The sequence below is a fragment of the Streptomyces sp. NPDC008092 genome (genome assembly GCF_042957285.1).
Lineage (GTDB): Bacteria > Actinomycetota > Actinomycetes > Streptomycetales > Streptomycetaceae > Streptomyces.
Genome location: NZ_JBIBHY010000002.1, coordinates 79,810 through 101,097 on the forward strand (window position 1 = coordinate 79,810; position 21,288 = coordinate 101,097).

The following is a 21,288-nucleotide window of genomic DNA, read 5'->3' on the forward strand; positions in this document are numbered from 1 at the left end:
CGGCCGGGGGACGGTGGCTGCCATGAACGATCGCACAGCACTCGTCACCGGTGCCAACAAGGGCATCGGCTTCCATGTCGCCAGGCTGCTCGCCGAGCAGGGGTTCCAGGTCCACGTCGGTTCCCGGGTGGCCGAGCGCGGCGAGCGGGCCGTGGCGGAGATCGGCGGGGACGCGCGGCTGCTGGTGCTGGACGTCACCGATCCCGGCAGCATCGAGCGGGCCGCGGCCTCCGTCGACCGCCTCGACGTCCTGGTCAACAACGCGGGCGTCCAGCCCGTGACCGGCACCCCGTCCGAGACCGGCGTCGAGGGCTTCCGGCAGACCTACGAGACGAACGTCTTCGGCGTCGCCGCGGTCACCAACGCCTTCCTGCCGGCCCTGCGCCGCTCCGCCCGCCCGCGCGTCGTGAACGTCTCCAGCGGCACCGCGTCCCTCACCTGGAGTACCGGGCCGAATCCGCAGTTCACCGAGGGTGTCCCCAGGTCCGCCGCCTACCGCTCCGCCAAGGCCGCGCTGAACGCGCTGACCGTCCTGTACGCCCAGGAGCTGGCCGGGGACGGGATCAAGGTGAACGCCCTCGCCCCCGGGCGGCGCGCCACCGGCCTGGTGCCCGGTGCCGCCGCCGGGGGCGGGGATCCGGCCGAGGGCGCACGGGGTGCCGTACGGCTGGCGCTGCTGCCCGACGACGGCCCGACCGGCGGGTTCTTCTCCTGGGACGGCACACCCGTGCCGTGGTGAGAGGGGGACGGTCCGTAGCATGAGCCCGTAGCCCGTATTGATCATGCGAGGAGCGGATCGTGCGAGACATCGCCGTCTTCAGCGGCAGCGCCCACCCCGAGCTGGCCGAGGAGGTCTGCGCGCACCTCGGGGTGCCGCTCAGTCCGATCCGGGTCAGCCGGTTCGCCAACGACTGCCTGGAGGTGCAGCTCCAGGCCAACTGCCGGGAGCGGGACGTCTTCCTGATCCAGCCCCTGGTCCGGCCGGTGCAGGAGCACCTGGTGGAGCTGCTGCTGATGTGCGACGCGGCCCGCGGCGCCTCCGCCGGCCGGATCACCGTCGTCATGCCGCACTACTCCTACGCCCGCTCCGACAAGAAGGACGCCCCGCGCATCTCGCTCGGCGGCCGGCTGGTCGCCGACCTGCTGGTGGCCGCCGGGGCGAGCCGGGTCCTCGCCATGACCCTGCACGCCCCGCAGGTGCACGGCTTCTTCTCGGTGCCGGTCGACCACCTGCACGCGCTGCGCGAGCTGGCGGCGCACTTCCGGCGGTACGACCTGTCGCGCACCACCGTCGTCTCGCCCGACCTCGGCAACGCCAAGGAGGCCGCCGCCTTCGCCCGGCTGATCGGCGCCCAGGTGGCGGCCGGCGCCAAGCAGCGCTACCCGGACGACCGGGTCACCATCAGTTCGGTGATCGGCGATGTGGCCGACCGGGACGTCATCGTCCTCGACGACGAGATCGCCAAGGGCAGCACGGTCATCGAACTGCTGGAGCGGCTGCGGGAGTCGGGGCCCCGCTCGATCCGGATCGCCTGCACGCACGGGCTGTTCGCGGCCGGGGCGCTCAAGCGGCTGAGCGAGCAGCCCGACGTGCTGGAGATCGTCTGCACCAACACCGTGCCGGTGCCCGCCGAGGAGCACACCGACAAGCTGCGGATCCTGTCCATCGCCCCGGCGCTGGCGGAGGCCGTACGCCGTATTCACAACGGTGAGTCCGTGAGCGCCCTGTTCGACGAGCCGCGCAACCTCTAGACAGGAAGGAGGAGTCGCAGCGCTGGACCGCGCTCGGCGGCACCGACGCGACCAGGAGGCCCCAGTGGCGAAGGCCAGGTTCGAGCGGACGAAACCACATGTGAACATCGGCACCATCGGGCACATCGACCACGGCAAGACCACACTCACCGCGGCCATCACCAAGGTGCTGCACGACAAGTTCCCCCAGCTCAACCCCTTCACGCCGTTCGACCAGATCGACAAGGCGCCCGAGGAGCGGCAGCGCGGCATCACCATCTCCATCGCGCACGTCGAGTACCAGACCGAACGCCGGCACTACGCGCACGTCGACTGTCCCGGCCACGCCGACTACATCAAGAACATGATCACCGGGGCCGCCCAGATGGACGGGGCGATCCTGGTGGTCGCCGCCACCGACGGGCCGATGCCGCAGACCAAGGAACACGTGCTGCTGGCCCGCCAGGTGGGCGTCCCGTACATCGTCGTCGCCCTCAACAAGACCGACATGGTCGACGACGAGGAGATCCTGGAACTCGTCGAGCTGGAGGTGCGCGAGCTGCTCACCGAGTACGAGTTCCCGGGCGACGACGTGCCGGTGGTCAAGGTCTCCGCGCTCAAGGCCCTGGAGGGCGATCCCGAGTGGACCGCGGCCCTGCTCGAACTCCTCGACGCCGTCGACGAGTTCGTGCCCGAGCCGGTACGGGACGTGGACCGCTCGTTCCTGATGCCGATCGAGGACGTCTTCACCATCACCGGCCGCGGGACCGTCGTCACCGGCCGGATCGAGCGCGGTGTGCTGCGGGTCAACAGCGAGGTCGAGATCATCGGCATCCATCCGCAGAAGACGCGGACCACGGTCACCGGCGTCGAGATGTTCCGCAAGCTGCTCGACGAGGGCCGGGCCGGGGAGAACGTCGGGCTGCTGCTGCGCGGGGTCAAACGGGACGACGTCGAGCGGGGCCAGGTCGTCATCAAACCCGGATCGGTCACCCCGCACACGGAGTTCGAGGCGCGTGCGTACATCCTCTCCAAGGACGAGGGCGGCCGGCACACCCCGTTCTTCCAGAACTACCGCCCCCAGTTCTACTTCCGCACCACCGACGTGACCGGTGTGGTCACCCTGCCCCCGGGCACCGAGATGGTGATGCCGGGCGACAACACCACCGTGCACGTCCAGCTGATCCAGCCGATCGCGATGGAGGAGGGCCTGAAGTTCGCGATCCGCGAGGGCGGGCGGACCGTCGGCGCCGGCCAGGTGACCAGGATCCTCAAGTGACCACGGTGGCAACGGTGTCATAAGGTGCCGGACGTGGCCTCGGGTTGTCCCAGGGCCGCGTCCAGCGTCGCCCTGGGCGGCAGCAGCCGCGACAGCCCGGTCACCTTCAGCACCCGCAGGGTCAGCGGGTGCGTGCAGACCAGCTGGAGCTGTCCGCCGCGCTCCAGCACCCGGCTGCGCGCCCGGTACAGCAGCCGCAGCCCCGAGCAGTCGAAGAACTCGACGGGCAGCAGGTCGATCACCACCCGGGCGTTCTCCTGGGCGGTCACCCGGTCCAGATGGGGCGCGATCTCCGTCGCCGCCGCGATGTCGATCTCGCCCCGCAGCTCCAGGACCGTGTGGCCGCGGTCCTCGTGGATGCGCAGGTGCCGGGAGAGCGGCGCGGGATCCTGCCGGGGTTCCTGGCGCACGGCGACATCACCTCCCACCCCTGCCGGTTCAATTCCGTTCCCCGCCCTGCAAGTTACCCTCGATGGAGGGAATTTGAGCATGTTCGATTGACATATGTCTGCTGCTTCGGCTCGCCATTTTCTGTGGCGTGCGCGACAGTCGGCGAACGGGCACGTGGGAGCGCTGCCACACGGTGGGGAAAGTGCGGGCTAGGACAGGGCGTGCCACGCCTTGCTCAGCGCCTGGCGGAACTGCTCCTCCTGGTGCGCGGTGAGCTCGCGGACCATCCGCTCCTCCAGCTCCCGCACCGGCCCGGCGACCCCGGCGAGCAGTTCGCGCGCGGCGTCGGTCAGCAGGATCAGCAGTTCGCGCCGGTTGCGCGGATTGCGCTCCCGCCGGATCAGCCCGCGCGTCTCCAGCGACCGTACGAGGTCGGCCATCGACTGGGCGGTGACGAACGAGTCCCGGGCCAGCTGGGCCGCCGACAGGCCGTCATGGCGTTCCAGGACGGTCAGGGCCGTGTACTGCAGCGCGGTGATCCCGGCGGGCTTCACCAGCTCGTCGAGGTGTGAGCGCACCACCAGCTCCACCTGCTTGACCATGTACAGCAGCGAGGGGCGTGTCTTTGTACCGACCATGCGTTCACCCTAGACCATTGACAGGAATCCTGTCTGTAACCAGACTGCGGTCCAGGGATGAGACCAACAGGAATCCTGTTTGTTGAAGGCTTAGCGATCGACGCTGGGAGTGGGCAATGACGACCACCTTCGAGACCGGACCGGGGCAGCTGTTCATCGGCGGGCAGTGGCGGGAGGCCGCCGACGGGGCCAGGACGGAGGTGACCGACCCGGCCACCGGCCAGGTGATCACCACCGTCGCGGAGGCCGGGGCCGCCGACGTCGACGCCGCCGTGCGCGCCGCCCGCGAGACCTTCGATGCGGGGGACTGGTCCGGACTCAGCGGCCGGGAGCGCGGCCGGGTGCTGCACCGCGTCGCCGAGCTGATCCGGGAGAACGCCGAGGACATAGCCGCCCTGGAGAGCCTGGACGTCGGCAAGCCCGTCACGCTCGCCGGAGCCGTCGACGTCACCAACGCGGCCAACGACTACGAGCACTTCGCGGCCCTCGCCCACTCGCTGGACGGCGCAGTCCGCGACGTCCCGATGAACGCCCTCGCCTACACCCGGCGCGAGGCGATCGGCGTGGTCGCCGCCATCACTCCGTTCAACTTCCCGCTCATCCTGGCCGGTTCGAAGATCGGCCCGGCCCTCGCCGCCGGCAACACGGTCGTCCACAAGCCCGCCGACGAGACCCCGCTCAGCGCCCTCTACATGGCCCGTCTCTTCCAGCAGGCCGGTGTCCCCGACGGCGTCGTCAACGTCGTCACCGGCGCCGGACCGGTCGCGGGCGAGGCCCTGCTGCGCCACCCGGGCGTCGACAAGGTCGCCTTCACCGGCTCCACCGCCATCGGGCGGCACGTCGCGAGCACGGCCGGGGAGGCGCTCAAGCCGGTCACCATGGAACTCGGCGGCAACGCGGCCCACCTGGTCTTCGAGGACGCCGACCTGGAGAAGGCCGTCGGCGCGGTCATCAAGGCCTTCGTCTTCAACACCGGCCAGTTCTGCATGGGCGGCCCCCGGCTCCTGGTCGCCCGCCCGGTCTACGCCACCCTGCTCGGCATCCTCGCCGAGGCCGTCCCCGGCGTCCCGGTCGGCGACCCGCGCGACCCGGCCACCGTGGTCGGACCGATGGCGGGGGAGAAGCACCTGCGCAAGGTCGAGGAGTACGTCGAACTCGCCCGCAAGGAGGGTGCCCGCATCGTCTGCGGCGGCGAACGCCTCGACCTGAACGGCGGCTTCTACTACCGGCCGACCGTCGTCGCCGACCTGCCGAACGACTCCCGGGTGATCCAGGACGAGATCTTCGGCCCGGTCCTCACCGTGCAGCCCTTCGACTCCGAGGACGAGGCGGTCGCCCTCGCCAACTCCACGCCGTACGGCCTGGCTTCGGGCATCCAGACCGGCAGCCTGGCCCGCGCCCACCGGGTCGCCGCCCGCCTGCAGGCCGGGATCGTCTGGGTCAACGACTGGGCGATGCTCGACCCCGCCGTCCCGTTCGGCGGCGTCAAGGCCTCCGGCTTCGGCCGCGAGTACGGCCCCGAGTCCCTCGCCTCCTACACCAAGGTCAAGTCCGTCGTCGTCTCGCTCGACTGAGCCCCGCACACCAGGAGTTCGCACGATGTCCCTCACCACCCGAGCCGCCGTGGTCGAGTCCGGCGGCGCCCCCTTCACCCTCGGCGACGTCCAGCTCGACTCGCCGGGGCCGTACGAGGTGCTCGTCCGCATGGTGGCCGCCGGTCTGTGCCACACCGACCTCGGCGTGGCGAGCGGCGGCCTGCCCTTCCCGCTGCCCGGAGTCCTGGGCCACGAGGGCGCCGGCGTCGTCGAGGCCGTCGGCTCCGCCGTCACCGGCGTGGCCCCCGGCGACCACGTGGTCCTGTCCTTCACCTCCTGCGGCACCTGCCGCAACTGCCACGGCGGCCACCCCGCCTACTGCACCACCTGGCTCCCGCTCAACCTCATCGGCGGCCGCCGCGCCGACGGCACCGCCACCGTCAGCCGGGACGGCGAGCCGCTCGGCGGCCACTTCTTCGGCCAGTCCTCCTTCGCCGAACGGGCCCTGGTGGACGAGCGCAGCCTGGTCAAGGTCGACCCGGACGTCCCGCTGGAGTCGATCGCCCCGCTCGGCTGCGGGGTGCAGACCGGGGTCGGCGCCGTGTGGAACGTCCTGGAGCCGGCCACCGGAAGCACCGTCGTCGTCCTCGGCGCCGGAGCGGTCGGCCTCTCCGCCGTCATGGCCGCCGCCCTCACCCCCGCCACCACGATCGTCGCCGTCGACCGGGTGGCCGAACGCCTGGAGCTGGCAAGGGAGGTGGGCGCCACCCACGCCGTGGACGCGACCCGGGAGGACGTGCCCGAGGCCCTGCGGCGCATCTCGGGCGGGGCCGGCGCCGACGGCATCGTGGAGACGACCGGCAACGTCGGCGTCCTCCGCCAGGGCGTCGACGCGCTCGCCGCCCGCGGCACCCTGGTCGTCGTCGGCGCCCCGCCCTTCGGCACCGAGGTCCCGCTGGACGTCAACGGGCTGCTGGCCGGCAAGCGGATCGTCGGCCTGACCCTCGGCGACAGCGAGACCCAGGCCTTCATACCGGCCCTGGTCCGCCTGGTCCGCGAGGGGCGGCTGCCGCTGCACCGGCTGATCAGCACCTACCCGTTCGCCGAGATCGACCGGGCCGTGCGGGACATGAGCACGGGCAAGGTGGTCAAGCCCGTGCTCACCTTCTGACCTTCCGACCGCGCAGGTCAGTCGACGACCAGGACCAGCTTCCCGGTGGTCCGGCCGGTGCCGCCCAGCTCGTGCGCCTTGGCGGCATCGGCCAGCGGGAAGGTCCCCGCGACGGTCGCCCGCAGCTTCCCCGCCTCCACCAGCTCCGCGATCGCCCGCATCCCGGCGCGGTCGGCGTCCACCAGCATGCGCACCGACCGTACGCCCAGCCGCTCGGCCTCCTCGTGGAACCGCGGGCTGCCCACCGGCAGGATCGACACCACGACCCCGCCCGGCCGCAGCACCCGCAGCGAGGCCACCGAGGTGTCGCCGCCGATCGTGTCCAGGACGACGTCGACGTCCCGTACCGTCTCCGTGACGTCCACGGACCGGTAGTCCACCGGCTCGTCCACGCCGATCTCCCGCAGGAAGCCGTGCTTGCCGGCGCTCGCCGTGCCGATCACGTACGCGCCGCGCGCCTTGGCGATCTGCACCGCCACATGCCCGACCCCGCCGGCCGCCGCGTGGACCAGCACCCGCTGACCCGCCTGGACGTCGGCGTTCTCCACCAGCGCCTGCCAGGCCGTCAGCGACACCAGCGGCAGCGCGGCCGCCTGGACGTGGTCGATCCCGGCCGGCTTCGGCACCAGGGCACGGGCGGGCAGGGTCACGTACTCGGCGTGCGTGCCGTGGCCGTACGGGTAGGACGCCATGCCGAAGACCTCGTCGCCGGGCGCGAAGGCGGCGACGCCGATACCGGCCTCCTCGACGGTCCCGGAGACGTCCCAGCCGAGGACGAAGGGCGGCCTGCCCAGGAAGCCGCCGGTCTCCCGGTGCTTCCAGTCGGTCGGGTTGAGGCCGGCCGCCCGCACCCGGACCAGCACCTCGTTGGGGCGCGGCTTCGGCCGCTCCACCTCGACCACCTTCAGCACCTCGGGGCCGCCGAGGACGTCCTGGCTGATCGCACGCATCGTGTTCACATCGTTCATGGTCACCCAGCCTGCCGGGACATGCCCGGCGGGAAAATGGCACGATGGCCAAGCTTCGATGGAATCGTGCCAGCGCGCGCTCCGGGCGGGTGTGAACGTTCCGGCCCGCTCCGGCGTCGAAGGGCGGCAACGGTGACGAGCGGCGGGGGCGGGCATGCGCAGAGGGCTGGCGGCGGCGACGGTACTGGTGGCGGCCGCGGCGGTGGGCTGCGGCGGCGCGGGCGGGCCGGCCGTCGTGGTCGAGGGGACGCCGCCGGCGACGCCGTACCGCGGGCCGCTGGACATCCCCACGAAGGAGGTCGACGCGAGCACCCCGCGGGCCATGCGCACCGCCTCCGGCGCGGCCGGCCGCGCGCTGGAGTGCGACGGGGAGATCTACTGGGGCACCGGGCCCGACGGCTGGAGCGAGGACGACGGCGGCGACTCGCCCGAGGACGGCCTGCGGCTCTTCTTCCACATGTTCGACCCGGAGGTGCCGCGCTCCGGCTACCGCGTGGAGCGCCGGGAGGCGGACCGGGTGCTCTACTCCTACGACGTCGGCGGGCGCACGAAAGCGGCCGTCGTGGTCGCCAGGGACCAGCAGGGCAGGCCCGGCTGGGGGCCGGAGACCAACGCGGCCTGCGATCCGTCCGAGCTCCCGGCGAGCGTGACGACGGGAGCCGGATGGCCCGAGATCTGGACCGACGCCGTCGGCCGCCGGGTCCCGGTCTCGAAGATCACCAGCTCCGCCGGCGCCGAGCACTGCGGCTGGCAGTCGGCGCACTTCCTGAGGTTCGGCGAGAGGACCTACGTCCGCGATCCCCACGGCGTGTTCGCCGGGGACGACGTGCTCGCCGGGCGCTACCACGGTGACAGCACGCTGCCCGCCGACGCGCACGACACCGGCTACCGCTTCCGCGACTGGCGGCTGTGGCTGACGGACGACCGCGGCACGGCCTACGTGCGCACCGCGCACGGCGTGGAGGCCTGGCCCAGGGAGCGGCGCGGCTTCGCCTGTGACTGACGGCTCAGCGGCTCATGTGCAGGGCGACCAGCAACTGCCAGACCTGGTCCGCCACTTCGTCCGGTCCGGTGTCGAGCAGGCCGTGCAGCCAGTCGGCCAGCACCCCGGCGAAGGTGGCGGCCACCGCCGAGGCCACCAGCGGGGCGTCCGCCGCGCCCACCAGCTCCCGCTCGGCCAGGCTGCGCGCCCGCAGGTCCCGGTGCAGCACCCGGCCCAGCGGACCCCCGCCGCCGGGCGCGAGCAACTCCCGGTACAGGGCCGCGTGCGGGACCAGCCCGGCGAAGAACTCCCGCAGCGCCGGCGGCGCGTGCACCGGGTCCGGCCGGCCGCGCCAGGCGTGCAGCGCGTCCACGGCCTCCCGGACGACGTCCGCGCAGGCGTCGACCGCCAGCGCCTCCAGGCCGTCGTAGTGGACGTAGAAGGTGGCCCGGCCCACCCCGGCCCGGCGCACGACCGCGGCCACCCCGGCCTCGGCGAGCGGGCGTTCGGCGCACTCGTCGAGCAGGGCCTGCCGCAGCCGCGCCCGGGTGCGGGCGGCCCGCGGGTCCTCGGCGGCCGGGCGGCCGGTCACCGGGCGGCGAGGACGGCGGCCAGGGCGAGCGCGCCGGGCAGCGCCTGCGCGAACAGGATCCGCCGGTTGGCCGTGACGGCGCCGTACACCCCCGCCACCACCACGCACGACAGGAAGAACACCTGGGCCCGGAAGCCGGTCGGGTCGGCGGCCACGAGTCCCCACACCAGGCCGGCCGCCAGGAAGCCGTTGTAGAGGCCCTGGTTGGCGGCGAGCGGTGCGGTTCGCCGGGCCAGTTCCGCGTCGAAGCCGTGGAAGCGCATCCCGGGGCCCTTCTGCCACAGGAACATCTCCATCACCAGGATGTACGCGTGCAGCGCGGCCACCAGCCCGACCAGCACGTTCGCCAGGGTTTCCATGATCGGTGGATCCTCCCCATCTCTTGAACAGGTGTCCACTATAGCTGGACAGGTGTCCATGAGATCCCGGGATCTTTCGATCGAGGCGTGGGGGTGATGTCCGGAAGTCGCGGGCGAGAATGGGTATTTGTTGATTTGCCGCCACCTGGCAGAGCGTGACGGAACCCTCACTTCCTCGGTCCGCCGAGGTTGATCCTTTCGGGTTCAAACCCGATAAGCTCCCTTCCGTCACGGCGAGTTGACGCACCCCAGGGTGGGTCCGTGCCGCCGTGTGTACTCGTGAGTGCGGCCTTCGCACACCGCCCCTGTTCGCTGTTGTTCGATCGTGTTGCTTCGAGGGATGCAGATGGAACTCGCCACTCCGCCGCCGGCGGCGCGGGCCCCTGTCGCCTGGTACAGCTGGTGGCTGATGCCGCTGGCCTTAGGGGGAGGGACGGTCGCCGCCACGTTCATGAGCTCGGAGCGAATAACCGCGGCCGTGGCCGGTGCCGCGGCCACCGTCGCGAGCTCGGTCTGCGTGCGACTGCTGATCCGCTCGCAGCGCCAGCTGCGCAGCACCGAAGGGTCGTTCCGCAGCTCCCAGGCCGAGCACTCCCAGCAGTGGCAGCAGCATGTCTCGGGACTGGAGCGCAAGTTCTCCGCCGAGCGCGCCACGCTGGAGGGCCGGCTCGACGAGCAGGCGGCCGCGTTCGACGCCCAGCTCGCCGAGCAGGCGTCCGCCTTCGAGAGCCGGCTCGCCGACCGGACCGCCCACTACGACGCCCAGCTCGCCGAGCAGGTGCGGGCGTTCGAGGAGCGGCTCGCCGACCAGGTGAAGTCTTCCGAGGCGCAGCTCACCGACCAGGCCGAGGTCTGGCAGGAGCAGCTCACGCACCAGCGGTCCGCGATCTCCCGGCTCGCCGCCGAGCAGCTGCCCGACGCGCTCAAGCGGCTGCGCGACGGCGACGCCATCGACGACCTGCTGCCCGTCACCGAGCAGTGCGCCAAGGTCGACAAGGACGTCCGCGCCGACCTGCGCCGCATTCTGCGCACCTCGCTGATCGGTGTGGAGGAGGAGTTCAACCGCTCCACCTCCGCCGAGCAGGCCGTGATCAGCATCGGCAACCGCATCCACGTCCTGACCAGCAAGCTGCGCGGCCGGCTGCACGAGATGCAGGGCGAGCACGGCCGGCTGCCCGCCGTGGCCCGCGGTCTCATGGAGCTGGACCAGGAACTCGGCCCCGCCGACTCGCTCGCCGGCAGCATCGGCGTGCTGGGCGGCTCGGACCGCCCCGGCCGCCAGTGGCAGGAGCCTCAGCGCCTGCTCAGCGTGGTGCGCGGCGGCATCGGCCGGATCAAGGACTTCCACCGCGTCGAGGTCCGGCACCTGCCCGAACTCGGCGTCGACGGCGGTCTGGTGGACCACCTCACGCTGATCTTCGCCCACCTGCTGGACAACGCGGCCCGCTACTCGCCGCCCACCGAGCCGGTCGTGGTCTCGGGCAAGGAGGTACCGAACGGCGTCGGCATCGAGATCCAGGACTCCGGCAAGGGCCTGAGCGAGGAGAAGAAGCGCGAGGCCGAGCACTCCCTGGCGGGCACCGACGCCGGACCCGGTATCGGGGGCATCTCCGAGGACGCCAACATCGGCCTGCGGGTCGTCGGCATCCTCGCCCGCCGGTACGGAATCCGGGTCACCTTCGCGGACTCGCCCTGGCTCGGTACCTCGGTGGTCGTCGTGGTCCCGCACAAGTACTTCAGCCCGCTGCCCGCGGCCCCCGCCGGCCCGGTCCCCGTGACGGCCGCCCCGGCCGCCGCGTCCCCGGTGCAGGCGCACGGCCCGGTCGCCGTCGAAACCGTCACTCAGCCGGAGTCCGGCGAGGCCCCGGACACCACCCCGGGCGGACTGCCCAGGCGGCGCAGCCGGCGCCGCGAGGAGGAGCAGCCCGAGGAGCGCACCGCCCGCACGCAGGGCACCGCGTTCCCCGCGGTCCCGCCCGAGGAGTCCTTCGCGGGCCTGGCCGCCTTCGCCACCGCGGGCCGCGTGCCCGCCGCGGACGAAGCGGCGGACAGCGAGGCCGAGTTGACCGGAGACGAAGACGACGCGGTACCCGCGACCCCGGCCGGCGCCGATGACGCCGCCGCCGGACGCGAGTCCGCCGAGCACCGCACTGAAGAGAGCGACTAGTCCACATGACGCAACAGGGAACCGACGTGAGCTGGGCGCTCCGTGATCTGGTGGAGAGCATCCCGGAGATCCGTTTCGCCCTCGTGGCCTCCAGCGACGGCAAGGCCATCACCTCCTTTGGTGCCGAGGACCCCGACGACGTGGACCGCTTCGCGGCCGTGGTGGCGGGGCTGCAGGCCCTGGCCCAGCCGGTCGCCGAGCAGTTCCCCAAGTACGCGGGGCAGCTGCGGCTGGCGATGATCGAGGTCGACGGCGGTCACCTCTTCGTCGTACGGGCCGGTGTGGAGACGTATCTCGGGGTCCTCGCCCGCGAAGGACTCGACCAGGGGCTGCTCGGCCACCAGATGAGGGACCTGTCACGGCGGATGGGCGAGCTGCTCGGCACCTCTCCGCGCCTGGAGGAGCACTCTGGATGAGTGCTCCCCGCGGGCCCTCGGATCCGTCCGGTCTCGAGCGTTACTACGTCCTCACCGGGGGACGCAGCGGACCGGGCGGGTCGGCGTCGAGCCTCGACGTGGCCACCCTCGTCGTCTCCCGCACCGCCCCCGTCCCGGGGATGCAGCACGAGTACGAGGAGATAGTCCGGCGCTGCCGTGATCCGCTGTCGGTGGCCGAACTCACCGCCCATCTCGGATTGCCCTTCAACATTCTCGCGGTGCTGTTGGCGGATCTGCTGGACGCAGGCCGTATTGAAGCCCGTGATCCCATTCCGGCGCACCACGCCGGACGCGGGCCTGACCTCGCGCTCCTCCAGGAGGTACTCAGTGGACTTGAAAGGCTTTGACCATCCCGGCGACCCCGGTGCCGGGGGGACCCGCTCGGTCAAGGTGATGATCGCCGGGGGGTTCGGCACCGGGAAGACCACCATGGTCCGCTCCGTCAGCGACATCAAGCCGCTCACCACCGAGGAGACCCTCACCCAGGCGACCGTGGGCGTCGACAACCTCATCGGCGTCGCGGACAAGGCCGAGACCACGGTCAGCCTCGACTTCGGCAAGATCAGCATCAACGAGAACCTGATGCTGTACCTGTTCGGCACCCCCGGACAGGAACGGTTCTGGTTCCTGTGGAACGGCCTGTTCAAGGGCGCGCTCGGGGCGATCGTCCTGGTGGACACGCGTCGGCTGGCCTCCAGCTTCCGGGCGATCGAGGAGATGGAGCGGCAGAACGTGCCCTTCGTCATCGCCCTGAACGTCTTCCCGGACTGCAAGGAGCACCCCGTCGAGGAGATCCGGGACGCCCTGGACATCTCCCCGCACACCCCGATCGTGGCCTGTGACGCCCGTGACCGGGCCTCCAGCCGTGATGTACTGATCGCCTTGATACGTCATTTGAAGGAACGCTCCGCCCTCGCCCTGGAGCCCCGATGAACGACCAGAGCCCCGACAGCTCCGACGCCCCGCGCGGCTGCCCGGTCGCGCACGGTTCGGCCGAACTGACCCGTCTGTACGGGCCCGAGGCGGCGACCGACCCGTTCGGCATCTACGAACGGCTGCGCAAGGAGCACGGCTCCGTCGCGCCGGTGCTGCTGGAGGGCGACATCAACGCCTGGCTGGTGCTGGGCTACCGGGACGGTCGCCGGGTGCTCGACAACCCGCGCCAGTTCGCCCGGGACGCGCGGATCTGGCGGGACTGGCGGGAGGGCCGGGTCGCGGAGAACCATCCGCTGGTCCCGATGGTCGCCTGGCGCCCCGACTGCGTGTCCCAGGACGGCGAGGCGCACCGCAGGCTGCGCGGTGCCGTCAACGACGGGCTCCAGGCCGCCGTGGGCCGCGGTATCCGGCGCCATGCCACGTACTTCGCCAACAAGCAGATCGACGCGTTCGCGGACAAGGGCCGCGCCGATCTGGTGGCGGACTACGCCGGCTACCTGCCGATGCTGATCCTCGCCCGCGTCCTGGGCCTCACCGAGACGGAGGGCCGCCGGCTCGTCGAGTCCAACGCCATGGTGTTCCTGGGCGGCGAGGAAGCGATCCTGCACGACGGCATCATCCGGGAGATCCTCGGCGAACTCGTCGACCGCAAGCGGGCCGAGCCGGGCTCCGACTTCACCACCGGCCTGCTGGAGCACCACGCGGCCCTCGACCACGACGAGGTCGTGAGCCATCTGCGCCTGGTCCTGATGGCCGGGCACAGCACGACCAGCAATCTGCTGGCCCGCGTGCTGCAGCTCGTCCTCACGGACTCCTCGCGGCTCTCCGGGCTGACCAGCGGTCAGCTGACCATCACCGCGCTGGTGGAGGAGGTCATGTGGAACTCCCCGCCGCTGTCCGTCCTGCCGGGCCGCTTCGCCGTCAGCGACGTCGAACTGGGCGGGCACCGCATCGAGGAGGGCGACCTGCTCGTCCTCGGACTCGCACCGGGCAACCTCGACCCCGAGGTCCGGCCGGACCCGGACGTCTCGGTGCAGGGCAACGAGTCCCACCTGGCCTTCAGCGCCGGACCGCACGAGTGCCCGGGGCAGAGCATCGGGCTGTCCATCATCCAGATCGCGGTGGACGTCCTGCTGCACCGGCTGCCGGGCCTGCGCCTGGCCGTGCCGGCGGAGGAGCTCACCTCGACCGCGTCCACGTGGATGTCCGTGCTGGACAGCCTGCCGGTCGAGTTCGCGGTATAGGCCCGTACACGCTGCTGCCCGGTCGGGTCACCCGGCCGGGCAGCGGGCGTTGAGGCGTCAGCCGTCGAGCCAGTCGCCCGCGACGCCCGTGGGACGGTAGCCCGTGGCGTTCCAGAGGAAGTGCGGGTGGGCGCAGCCGAACATGTAGGCGAGCAGGGTGGTGTCCTCCCGCCCGGTCAGCGGGTCGTGCAGGGTGTGGAACCTTTCCGATCCGACCACGCCGGCGTCCTGCTGGACCTGACGGGCGCGGTCCGGGGACGGATCGGTGGCGGACGCCTCCACGGCGGCGACGTAGGTGCGGCGCAGGATCTCCCAGGTGCTGTCGGTGTTGCCGTGCCAGGGGCCGTGCACGGCCTCGAAGGCATGGAGCTCGGCGTCGAACAGGGGCCATGCCCCGGGGTGCTCGGCCCGGCAGCGTGCGGACAGCTCGGCGGTCCGGGCGCTCAGCGCCGGAACGGTGGGCCGTGGGGCGATGGTGAGGGTCGTGCCCTCGGTGAGGATGCCGGTGCACGCGTTGGGCTGCAGGTCGCACAGCGGGCACCCCTCGGCCGGGGGAAGGCCCTGGGTGATGCCGTCGAACCACAGGGCGTGCCGTCCCGTCAGGCCCATCCAGACGATGGTGGTCGTGAGCAGCCAGGTGTTCCACATCGGACGGTGTGCTTCGGGCGTGCAGCCGTACTTGACGAGGGCTATCGCGCAGGCGGCGTAGAAGGCCTTGGTGTGGGTGGGCATCTCGGCGAGCCAGAAGTTGCTGATCTCGCCGGTGAGGGCGTCGGCCCGGACGTCGGCCATGTCGTCGATGACGCGGCACAGCAGCAGGGAGGCGAGGTTCTCCTCCTGCCACAGTTCGGTGTCGGGTGCGACGTGCCAGAACAGGCAGTCCAGCATCTGCAGGGCCGAGTAGGAGCCGTGGCCGAGCGGACTGGTCTGGGGGAGCGTGACGCTGCCCGCGTCGTGCTGCTGGAGCCAGTACTCGTCGACGGATCGCTTGTGGGCCGCGAAGAGTCCGGAGACCAGGGCCCGTGCGCTGTTGGTGCTGAAACTCGCGGCCAGGCGGTCTTCGACGTGCTGGGTGAGGCGGGTGGTGTCGATGGTGTCGATCACGCGCTTGTACTCGTGGAAGACGAGGATGTCGTCCTCGAAGCGGTGGCGGTGGCCGAGGTCTTGTTCGAGGTCGTTCATCTGACGGGTCCAGGACCAGCCACCGGTCAGGACGCTGTCGAGTTCCCGGCGGTACGGCCAGGTCTTGACGGCGAGGGGGCGGCCGGCGCTCTGCCGCCAGCGGTAGTCGTCCAGGGTGCGGGCGGGGGGCGTGGGCAGGTGACTGCAGAGCGGGCAGGCGCAGGCGGCCGTGCCCTCCTCCTCGCGCGGCGGGGTGAGGGCCCGGCTCCGCCAGGCCCCTTCCAGCATCGTGCAGGTCAGCCGGCAGATCTCGATGTCGGTGCCGACTTCGGGGAAGGCCGCCTCGATCATGCGCAGGCTGGTGTCGAGGCGCCTCAGCCTGGCGTAGCCCTCCTCGTCGGGCGGGAGGAACTCGCGCGGCGCCTGGTGGAGGGCTCCCGGCAGATGCAGCGTGGTGCCGGAGCGACCGGATCCGAGCGCGTCGAGGCGCTGCTGAGCGGCGTTCTGGAAGCTCCGGTACTGCTCCGTGCGCCCGTTCGTGCGTGTCACGAAGAGGCCGGCCAGGGTGTTCCCGGCCTCCGTGGGCTGGAACTGGGCGCTCGGCCGCGCCGGGAGCAGGCTGTCGGCGGACGCCTTCGGAACAGCACCTGCGCCTCGGGAATTCACACCGGTCTCCTTCAAGTTGTGGCCATGACAATGGAATCGGCCGACTGCGGTCGTCGGCCGGTCGGGTCCGGGCAGCTTCCGCGCCCCGTCCGCGCCGTCCTCGCTGTCCCGGCCGTCCTCGCCGGACAGCCGGACTCGCGCGACCGGCTCCGGCTCGTGCCGGGGACGACCGCGAGGGGCGCCACTGCTGTGTCGACGGGCGGGGAGGCGGAGCGGGTCGCCCGGCGGGGCGCCGGTCCACGGCGGATGCGCCCCCGGTACCGCCGGGCTTGCGTGAACGGCCCGCTCCCGTCGAAGCGTTCTCGCTACAGGACGAGGACCTGGGGCGCTGCCTCAGCCGTGGAGATGAGGCAGCGCACCAGGTCCGTGTCCCGGAGCCGGCGCGGATGACGGGCGCGCGAACTCCGGATGCTCACTGCGGGGGGATCCGAAGGGCAGGTCGAAGGTGACGTCCTGAGGCATGTGTTTCCTTTCGGGCGACAGTGCGCAGAGTCCCCCCGTCTCTGCGGACGGGTGGCCTGTCGGCCACCCGTGCACTCGAACTGGCCTTCGTGGCTCGAAAGTTGAGCCGTGAAGCGCTACGAGGCTGCCCAGAGCGTAAATGATCTACGCGTGACCTGGCCGTGATGTGTGTTACTGCTCATGCCTCCTGAGCTGAGTACACTCGCGCGCCCCCCACGTATGTGTGCGCGACGCGCGTGTCCGCGATGCGCTCCGGGGGCCCGGCGAACGGGTCGCGGTCCAGGACCACCAGATCCGCGAGCGCGCCGACCGCCACCCGCCCGGTGTCGTCGAGGTGGTTCACGTAGGCCGAGCCGGCGGTGTACGCGCTGATCGCCGCCGCGAGTTCCAGCCGTTCCGCCGGCAGGAACACCGGCGCGTCGCCGCCCGGTTCGACACGGTTCACGGCGACATGGATGCCCTGGAGGGGGTCCGGGCTGCTCACCGGCCAGTCGCTGCCGCCCGCGAGCCGGGCCCCGGCGCGCAGCAGCGACCCGAACGGGTACTGCTGTCCGGCCCGTTCCGGGCCCAGGAAGGGGATCGTCAGCTCGTCCATCTGCGGCTCGTGCGCGGCCCACAGCGCCTGGATGTTCGCGGTGGCGCCGAGCCGCGCGAAGCGCGGCACGTCGGCGGGGTGCACGACCTGGAGATGCGCCAGGTGGGGCCGCGTGTCGCTCATGCCGTTGGCCGCTCGCGCCGCCTCGACCGCGTCCAGCGCGTCCCGTACGGCCCGGTCGCCCAGCGCGTGGAAGTGGCACTGGAAGCCGAGGGCGTCCAACTCGGTCACGTATTTCGGGAGTTGCGCCGGATCGATGAAGCTCTTGCCCCGATTGCGCGTCGCGCAGCCGCATTTGTCCAGGTAGGGGTCGAGCAGTGCGGCCGTGCCGTTCTCGGCGACCCCGTCCAGCATCAGCTTCACCGTGCCCGCCCGGAACCTGCCGTGGCTCAACGCGGTCCGCTTCTCGACGAGTTCGGGGATCTGCTCGGCCCCGCGCGCCCGGTCCCACCACAGCGCGCCGACCACCCGCGCGGTCAGTGAACCGTCCCGGGCCGCCGCCAGATACGCCGACGCGGGGTCGTCCATGCCGAGGAAGTCCCCGATCAGCGCGTCCTGCCAGGCCGTGATGCCCAGCGCGTGCAGATGGCGCTGCGCGTGCAGCAGGGCCGCCAGCCGGTCCGCCGGGCCGGCCGGCGGGGCGAGCCGGCCGACCAGCTGCATCGCGCCCTCCTGGAGCGTGCCGCTCGGTGCGCCGGAGGCGTCCCGCTCGATCCGCCCGTCGGCCGGGTCGGGCGTGTCGCGGCCGATCCCGGCCAGCTCCAGCGCCCGGCTGTTGACCCACGCCCCGTGGTGGTCCCGGTTGGGCAGGTACACCGGCCGGTCCGGTACGGCGGCGTCCAGCAGCTCCTTCGTGGGCGTGCCGCCCTCGAACGCCTCCATGGACCAGCCGCCGCCCAGGATCCACGCCCGCTCCGGATGCGCGTCGGCGTAGGCGCGTACGGCGGCCACGGTCTCCTCGGCGGTCCGCAGCCCGGTCAGGTCGCACTGGGTCAGTTCGAGGCCCGCCGGGACCGGATGGACGTGCGCGTCCTGGAACCCGGGCAGCAGCAGCCGCCCGGCGAGGTCGACCACCTCGGTGCGCGGCCCGGCGAGCTCCCGCAGCTCCCCGGCGGAGCCGACGGCGGTGATGCGCTCACCGGTGACGGCGACGGCGCTCGCCGTGGCGCCCTCGGGGGTGAGGACGGGGCCGCCGGTGAAGAGCAGATCTGCGTGCATGTTTCCTGTTCCTCAGTTGGGGGTCGTGAGCAGCTGGGGTGCGTCGGCATCGGTGCCCCGGCCGGTGCGGAAGTACGGCGAGCGGCGCACGTACTTCGCCCAGCCGGCCGCGACGAACCCGGAGACGATCATCGCCAGCGGGGTGGCCAGCAGGAACCACCCGTTGTCCGCGCTGACCTCGAAGTGGTCGGCGGAGGTGTAGAAGGACCAGCCGAGATAGCCGCCGAGGCCCAGCAGGGCGAGGGCGCTCAGCGCCGGGAGCACCACGGCCCGCACCCCCTGGCGCCAGTCCTCGCGCAGCAGGGAGCGGAAGCGCGCGGCGGCGGCGAGCGCGGTGAGCGCGTACGACAGGGCGACGACGATGCCGACCGCGTTCACCGTCGCCATGATCATGTCGGCGAGGCGCGGGATCACCAGGGCCAGCCCGGCGACCGCCATGGCCAGCGCGCCGATCAGCAGGGTGCCGGCCGCCGGGGTGCCGTACCGGGCACTGACCCTGGACCACACCGGCCCGAGGGTGCGGTCCCGGCTCATCGCGAACATGCCCCGCGCCGTCGGGATCACCCCGGCCTGCAGCGAGGCCACCGCCGAGAACATCAGCGCCACCAGCGGCAGCGCGGCCCACGGCTGCGCGGCCAGCCGGTCGCCGAAGAACGCCAGCCCCTCGGCCCCGTGCCCGGCCAGCTCCTTTTCCGACAGCACCCGCTGGAAGGCCACCGAGCCGAGCAGGAACAGTCCCAGCATGGTCACCAGGGTGATCAGCCCGGCCCGGGAGGCGTCCCGGGGGTCGCGGACCTCCTCGTTGACGCTGAACGCGGCCTCGAAACCCCAGTAGCAGAACACCGAGAGCAGCAGGCCCTGGGCGAGCGCGGTCGCCGACGGGATCGCGAACGGGTCGAACCAGCTCAGGCTGAAGGGGTGCGGCCCCTTGACGATGCCGTAGCCGCAGAACCCGAGCAGGACCACGTACTCGAAGACCAGCAGCCCGGTCTGCAGGCGGGCGGCGGTGCGGATGCCGGTCACGGCGGTGAGGGTGACGGCGGCCAGGGCGACGATGCCGAGGGCCGTGGTCTGCGCCGTCGAACCGGGGTCGAGGGCGAGCGAGCCGATGCGGTGCACGCCGGCCTCGCCCGCCAGTTGCAGCAGCGCGGATCCCGTGACCGCCGTGGTGTACGCGAGGAACGCCACCGTCGCCACGATGTTCACCCAGCCGACCAGGAAGCCGAGCCACGGGTTGAGCGAACGGCCCACCCACACGTAGCCGTTGCCCGCGTTCGGCTCCACCCGGTTCAGCCGGGAGTAGGCGCCCGCGATGCCGAGGACCGGCAGGAACGCCAGCAGCATGATGGCCGGCAGGTGCAGCCCGACCACCCCGGCCGTCACCCCCAGGCCGATGCCGATGCTGGTGGTGGCCGCCGTACTGGAGGCGGCGACCGCGACGCCGTCCAGGACGCCGAGGGATCTGCGCAACTCGGGGGGGTCCGCTGTGTAGGGCTGGTCGGTCATGGCCGGCACACTCCGCTCGCACCTGGGGGCCGGACTGGTCGGCCCCGGTGACGGGACATGAAACTGCCGGCGCCCTTCACAGGTCAACGGTGTTGTCATAAGGTGCCCGCACGTCATCAGGAGGTCCGTTGAGCGAACGTGTCGTCCCGGCCGCCGCCCGGCGGCGCCGGCGCCCCACCAAACAGGGCGTGGTCCTCTCCGAGGAGCTGATCGTCGAGACCGCGATGCGGCTGATCGAGGAGCACGGCGCGGACGCCCTGTCGGTGCGCCGCCTCGGCCGTGCCCTGGGCGCCGATCCCAGCTCCCTCTACCGCTACTTCCGGCACACCGACGACCTGATGCTCGCCGTCGCGGACGAGCTGATCGGCCGTACCCTGCGGGTCTGGCGGCCCACCGGCGACTGGCGCGCCGACCTGCGCGACCTCGGCCTGCGGATGCACGCCGGCGCCCTCGCCCACCCCCGGGCGGCGGTGCTCAGCGCCCACCGGGTGACCGGGCGGACGTACGAGATCCAGGCCGTCGAGACCATCCTCGGGATACTCCGCACCGCCGGTTTCCCGGACGCCGAGGCGGTCCGCGTCTACCACGCCTTCGTCGACCAGGCCCTCGCCTACGGCGCCCTCGACTCCGCCAACACCGCCCTGCCCAGACCCGCCCGGGACGCCGAGGCGGACGTGTGGCGGGCGACCTACGCCCGGCTGCCGGCCACCAGCCACCCGAACATCGCGGCCACCGCCCGCCACCTCGTGGCCTCGATGCGGGGCAGCTCCTATCCGGCCGCCCTCGACCTGCTGCTGACGGCGGCCGAGGCCCGGCTGGCACACCTGTGCACCGGGAAGGGCCCGGCGGACGGCTGAATCCGCATACCGGGCAGCGGGGCACGGCCGGGCCGTACGAGCAGCGCGGTCACGCCGGCCCTACCGGGCACCGCGTCACGCCGCGTCCGGCCCCGCTCCCGGAGGGCCGACCCGGTCCCGGCCTTCCTTGCCGGCCGTCGGCCACACCCCGGTGGAGCGCTCTATGGCCGTCGCGCCGGTGCGGTCCACGGCGCTGCGCACCACCGCGAAGACGGCGCCCTGGACCGCCGCGGCCAGCAGCACCTCGCCCCAGCCGCGGTCCCGGTCCAGGGCGTCCGGCGCGTGCTCCTCGCCGCGCAGCGCCAGCCAGGTCCGGCGGAAGGCGAGTGCGCCCAGCGCCCCGCCGGCCCAGCTCAGGAGGAAGCCGAGGGGTGCGTAGACGAGCGGGAGTTTCAGCTTCTTCGTGCGCCTGGCCATGCCTGCCTCCGCGTTC

The 21,288-nt window shown here is 72.2% G+C and carries 21 protein-coding genes; 12 read left to right on the forward strand and 9 right to left on the reverse strand.

Annotated features, from left to right (window positions below):
* Positions 1 to 22 precede the first annotated feature (22 nt).
* The 3 genes from ACFZB3_RS05285 to tuf all read left to right on the forward strand — a co-directional run bounded on the left by ACFZB3_RS05285 (position 23) and on the right by tuf (position 3,010).
* Complete coding sequence (locus ACFZB3_RS05285) at positions 23 to 739, forward strand: SDR family NAD(P)-dependent oxidoreductase (protein ID WP_391370022.1); 717 nt, start codon at positions 23 to 25, stop codon at positions 737 to 739.
* A 59-nt stretch (positions 740 to 798) separates the two neighbouring features.
* Positions 799 to 1,752: a ribose-phosphate diphosphokinase gene (locus ACFZB3_RS05290; protein WP_391370024.1), complete on the forward strand. Its 954-nt coding sequence runs from the start codon at positions 799 to 801 to the stop codon at positions 1,750 to 1,752.
* Positions 1,753 to 1,816: 64 nt separating this feature from the next.
* A complete protein-coding gene (tuf, locus tag ACFZB3_RS05295; RefSeq protein WP_391370027.1) occupies positions 1,817 to 3,010 on the forward strand; it encodes an elongation factor Tu in 1,194 nt (397 codons plus the stop codon).
* 17 nt (positions 3,011 to 3,027) lie between these two features.
* On the opposite strand, the gene ACFZB3_RS05300 is transcribed toward tuf, so the two are convergent.
* Complete coding sequence (locus tag ACFZB3_RS05300) at positions 3,028 to 3,420, reverse strand: anti-sigma factor antagonist (RefSeq protein WP_391370030.1); 393 nt, start codon at positions 3,418 to 3,420, stop codon at positions 3,028 to 3,030.
* A gap of 189 nt (positions 3,421 to 3,609) precedes the next feature.
* Positions 3,610 to 4,038 (reverse strand): MarR family transcriptional regulator, encoded by a 429-nt coding sequence (locus tag ACFZB3_RS05305; RefSeq protein ID WP_391370033.1) that lies wholly within the window; start codon positions 4,036 to 4,038, stop codon positions 3,610 to 3,612.
* A gap of 116 nt (positions 4,039 to 4,154) precedes the next feature.
* Between ACFZB3_RS05305 and ACFZB3_RS05310 the strand changes: the two genes are divergently transcribed.
* Together ACFZB3_RS05310 and ACFZB3_RS05315 are read left to right on the forward strand one after the other, a co-directional pair.
* Positions 4,155 to 5,612 (forward strand): aldehyde dehydrogenase family protein, encoded by a 1,458-nt coding sequence (locus ACFZB3_RS05310; RefSeq protein ID WP_391370036.1) that lies wholly within the window; start codon positions 4,155 to 4,157, stop codon positions 5,610 to 5,612.
* A 25-nt stretch (positions 5,613 to 5,637) separates the two neighbouring features.
* Positions 5,638 to 6,744 (forward strand): alcohol dehydrogenase catalytic domain-containing protein, encoded by a 1,107-nt coding sequence (locus ACFZB3_RS05315; RefSeq protein ID WP_391370038.1) that lies wholly within the window; start codon positions 5,638 to 5,640, stop codon positions 6,742 to 6,744.
* A 17-nt stretch (positions 6,745 to 6,761) separates the two neighbouring features.
* On the opposite strand, the gene ACFZB3_RS05320 is transcribed toward ACFZB3_RS05315, so the two are convergent.
* Positions 6,762 to 7,712 (reverse strand): zinc-binding dehydrogenase, encoded by a 951-nt coding sequence (locus tag ACFZB3_RS05320; protein WP_391370041.1) that lies wholly within the window; start codon positions 7,710 to 7,712, stop codon positions 6,762 to 6,764.
* 154 nt (positions 7,713 to 7,866) lie between these two features.
* Here ACFZB3_RS05320 and ACFZB3_RS05325 point away from each other — a divergent pair, with 154 nt between their 5' ends.
* Positions 7,867 to 8,715, forward strand: a complete 849-nt coding sequence (locus ACFZB3_RS05325; RefSeq protein ID WP_391370044.1) for a hypothetical protein — start codon at positions 7,867 to 7,869, stop codon at positions 8,713 to 8,715.
* A 4-nt stretch (positions 8,716 to 8,719) separates the two neighbouring features.
* Here ACFZB3_RS05325 and ACFZB3_RS05330 read toward each other — a convergent pair whose 3' ends face one another.
* Both ACFZB3_RS05330 and ACFZB3_RS05335 read right to left on the reverse strand, forming a co-directional pair.
* Positions 8,720 to 9,286: a TetR family transcriptional regulator gene (locus ACFZB3_RS05330; protein ID WP_391370047.1), complete on the reverse strand. Its 567-nt coding sequence runs from the start codon at positions 9,284 to 9,286 to the stop codon at positions 8,720 to 8,722.
* Positions 9,283 to 9,645, reverse strand: a complete 363-nt coding sequence (locus tag ACFZB3_RS05335; RefSeq protein ID WP_351711924.1) for a DUF1304 domain-containing protein — start codon at positions 9,643 to 9,645, stop codon at positions 9,283 to 9,285. Before ACFZB3_RS05335 ends, ACFZB3_RS05330 begins: the two co-directional genes overlap by 4 nt.
* 346 nt (positions 9,646 to 9,991) lie before the next feature.
* Between ACFZB3_RS05335 and ACFZB3_RS05340 the strand changes: the two genes are divergently transcribed.
* The 5 genes from ACFZB3_RS05340 to ACFZB3_RS05360 are packed head-to-tail and all read left to right on the forward strand — an operon-like array spanning position 9,992 to position 14,429.
* Positions 9,992 to 11,812: an ATP-binding protein gene (locus tag ACFZB3_RS05340; protein ID WP_391372028.1), complete on the forward strand. Its 1,821-nt coding sequence runs from the start codon at positions 9,992 to 9,994 to the stop codon at positions 11,810 to 11,812.
* A gap of 5 nt (positions 11,813 to 11,817) precedes the next feature.
* On the forward strand, positions 11,818 to 12,228 hold the full coding sequence (locus ACFZB3_RS05345) for a roadblock/LC7 domain-containing protein (protein ID WP_046733906.1): 411 nt from the start codon (positions 11,818 to 11,820) through the stop codon (positions 12,226 to 12,228).
* Positions 12,225 to 12,596 carry a DUF742 domain-containing protein gene (locus tag ACFZB3_RS05350; RefSeq protein WP_362595324.1) on the forward strand — a complete coding sequence of 124 codons (372 nt, stop codon included), beginning with the start codon at positions 12,225 to 12,227 and terminating at the stop codon, positions 12,594 to 12,596. The genes ACFZB3_RS05345 and ACFZB3_RS05350 overlap by 4 nt, the downstream gene beginning before the upstream one ends.
* Positions 12,577 to 13,182 (forward strand): ATP/GTP-binding protein, encoded by a 606-nt coding sequence (locus ACFZB3_RS05355; RefSeq protein ID WP_351955181.1) that lies wholly within the window; start codon positions 12,577 to 12,579, stop codon positions 13,180 to 13,182. The genes ACFZB3_RS05350 and ACFZB3_RS05355 overlap by 20 nt, the downstream gene beginning before the upstream one ends.
* The gene (locus ACFZB3_RS05360) at positions 13,179 to 14,429 is read left to right on the forward strand and encodes a cytochrome P450 (RefSeq protein WP_391370052.1); all 1,251 of its coding nucleotides are present in this window, start codon (positions 13,179 to 13,181) and stop codon (positions 14,427 to 14,429) included. The genes ACFZB3_RS05355 and ACFZB3_RS05360 overlap by 4 nt, the downstream gene beginning before the upstream one ends.
* A 57-nt stretch (positions 14,430 to 14,486) precedes the next feature.
* On the opposite strand, the gene ACFZB3_RS05365 is transcribed toward ACFZB3_RS05360, so the two are convergent.
* The 3 genes from ACFZB3_RS05365 to ACFZB3_RS05375 all read right to left on the reverse strand — a co-directional run bounded on the left by ACFZB3_RS05365 (position 14,487) and on the right by ACFZB3_RS05375 (position 19,998).
* Positions 14,487 to 16,217 (reverse strand): hypothetical protein, encoded by a 1,731-nt coding sequence (locus ACFZB3_RS05365; protein ID WP_391370055.1) that lies wholly within the window; start codon positions 16,215 to 16,217, stop codon positions 14,487 to 14,489.
* Positions 16,218 to 16,857: 640 nt separating this feature from the next.
* Positions 16,858 to 18,492: an amidohydrolase family protein gene (locus ACFZB3_RS05370; RefSeq protein ID WP_391370058.1), complete on the reverse strand. Its 1,635-nt coding sequence runs from the start codon at positions 18,490 to 18,492 to the stop codon at positions 16,858 to 16,860.
* 12 nt (positions 18,493 to 18,504) lie between these two features.
* A complete protein-coding gene (locus ACFZB3_RS05375; protein ID WP_391370060.1) occupies positions 18,505 to 19,998 on the reverse strand; it encodes an amino acid permease in 1,494 nt (497 codons plus the stop codon).
* Between the two features lie 128 nt (positions 19,999 to 20,126).
* Between ACFZB3_RS05375 and ACFZB3_RS05380 the strand changes: the two genes are divergently transcribed.
* Positions 20,127 to 20,855, forward strand: coding sequence for a TetR family transcriptional regulator (locus ACFZB3_RS05380; RefSeq protein ID WP_391370063.1), 729 nt, complete (start codon positions 20,127 to 20,129; stop codon positions 20,853 to 20,855).
* A gap of 75 nt (positions 20,856 to 20,930) precedes the next feature.
* Here the strand turns inward: ACFZB3_RS05380 and ACFZB3_RS05385 are convergent, their stop codons facing one another.
* Complete coding sequence (locus tag ACFZB3_RS05385; RefSeq protein WP_391370066.1) at positions 20,931 to 21,272, reverse strand: DUF4235 domain-containing protein; 342 nt, start codon at positions 21,270 to 21,272, stop codon at positions 20,931 to 20,933.
* Positions 21,273 to 21,288: the final 16 nt, after the last annotated feature.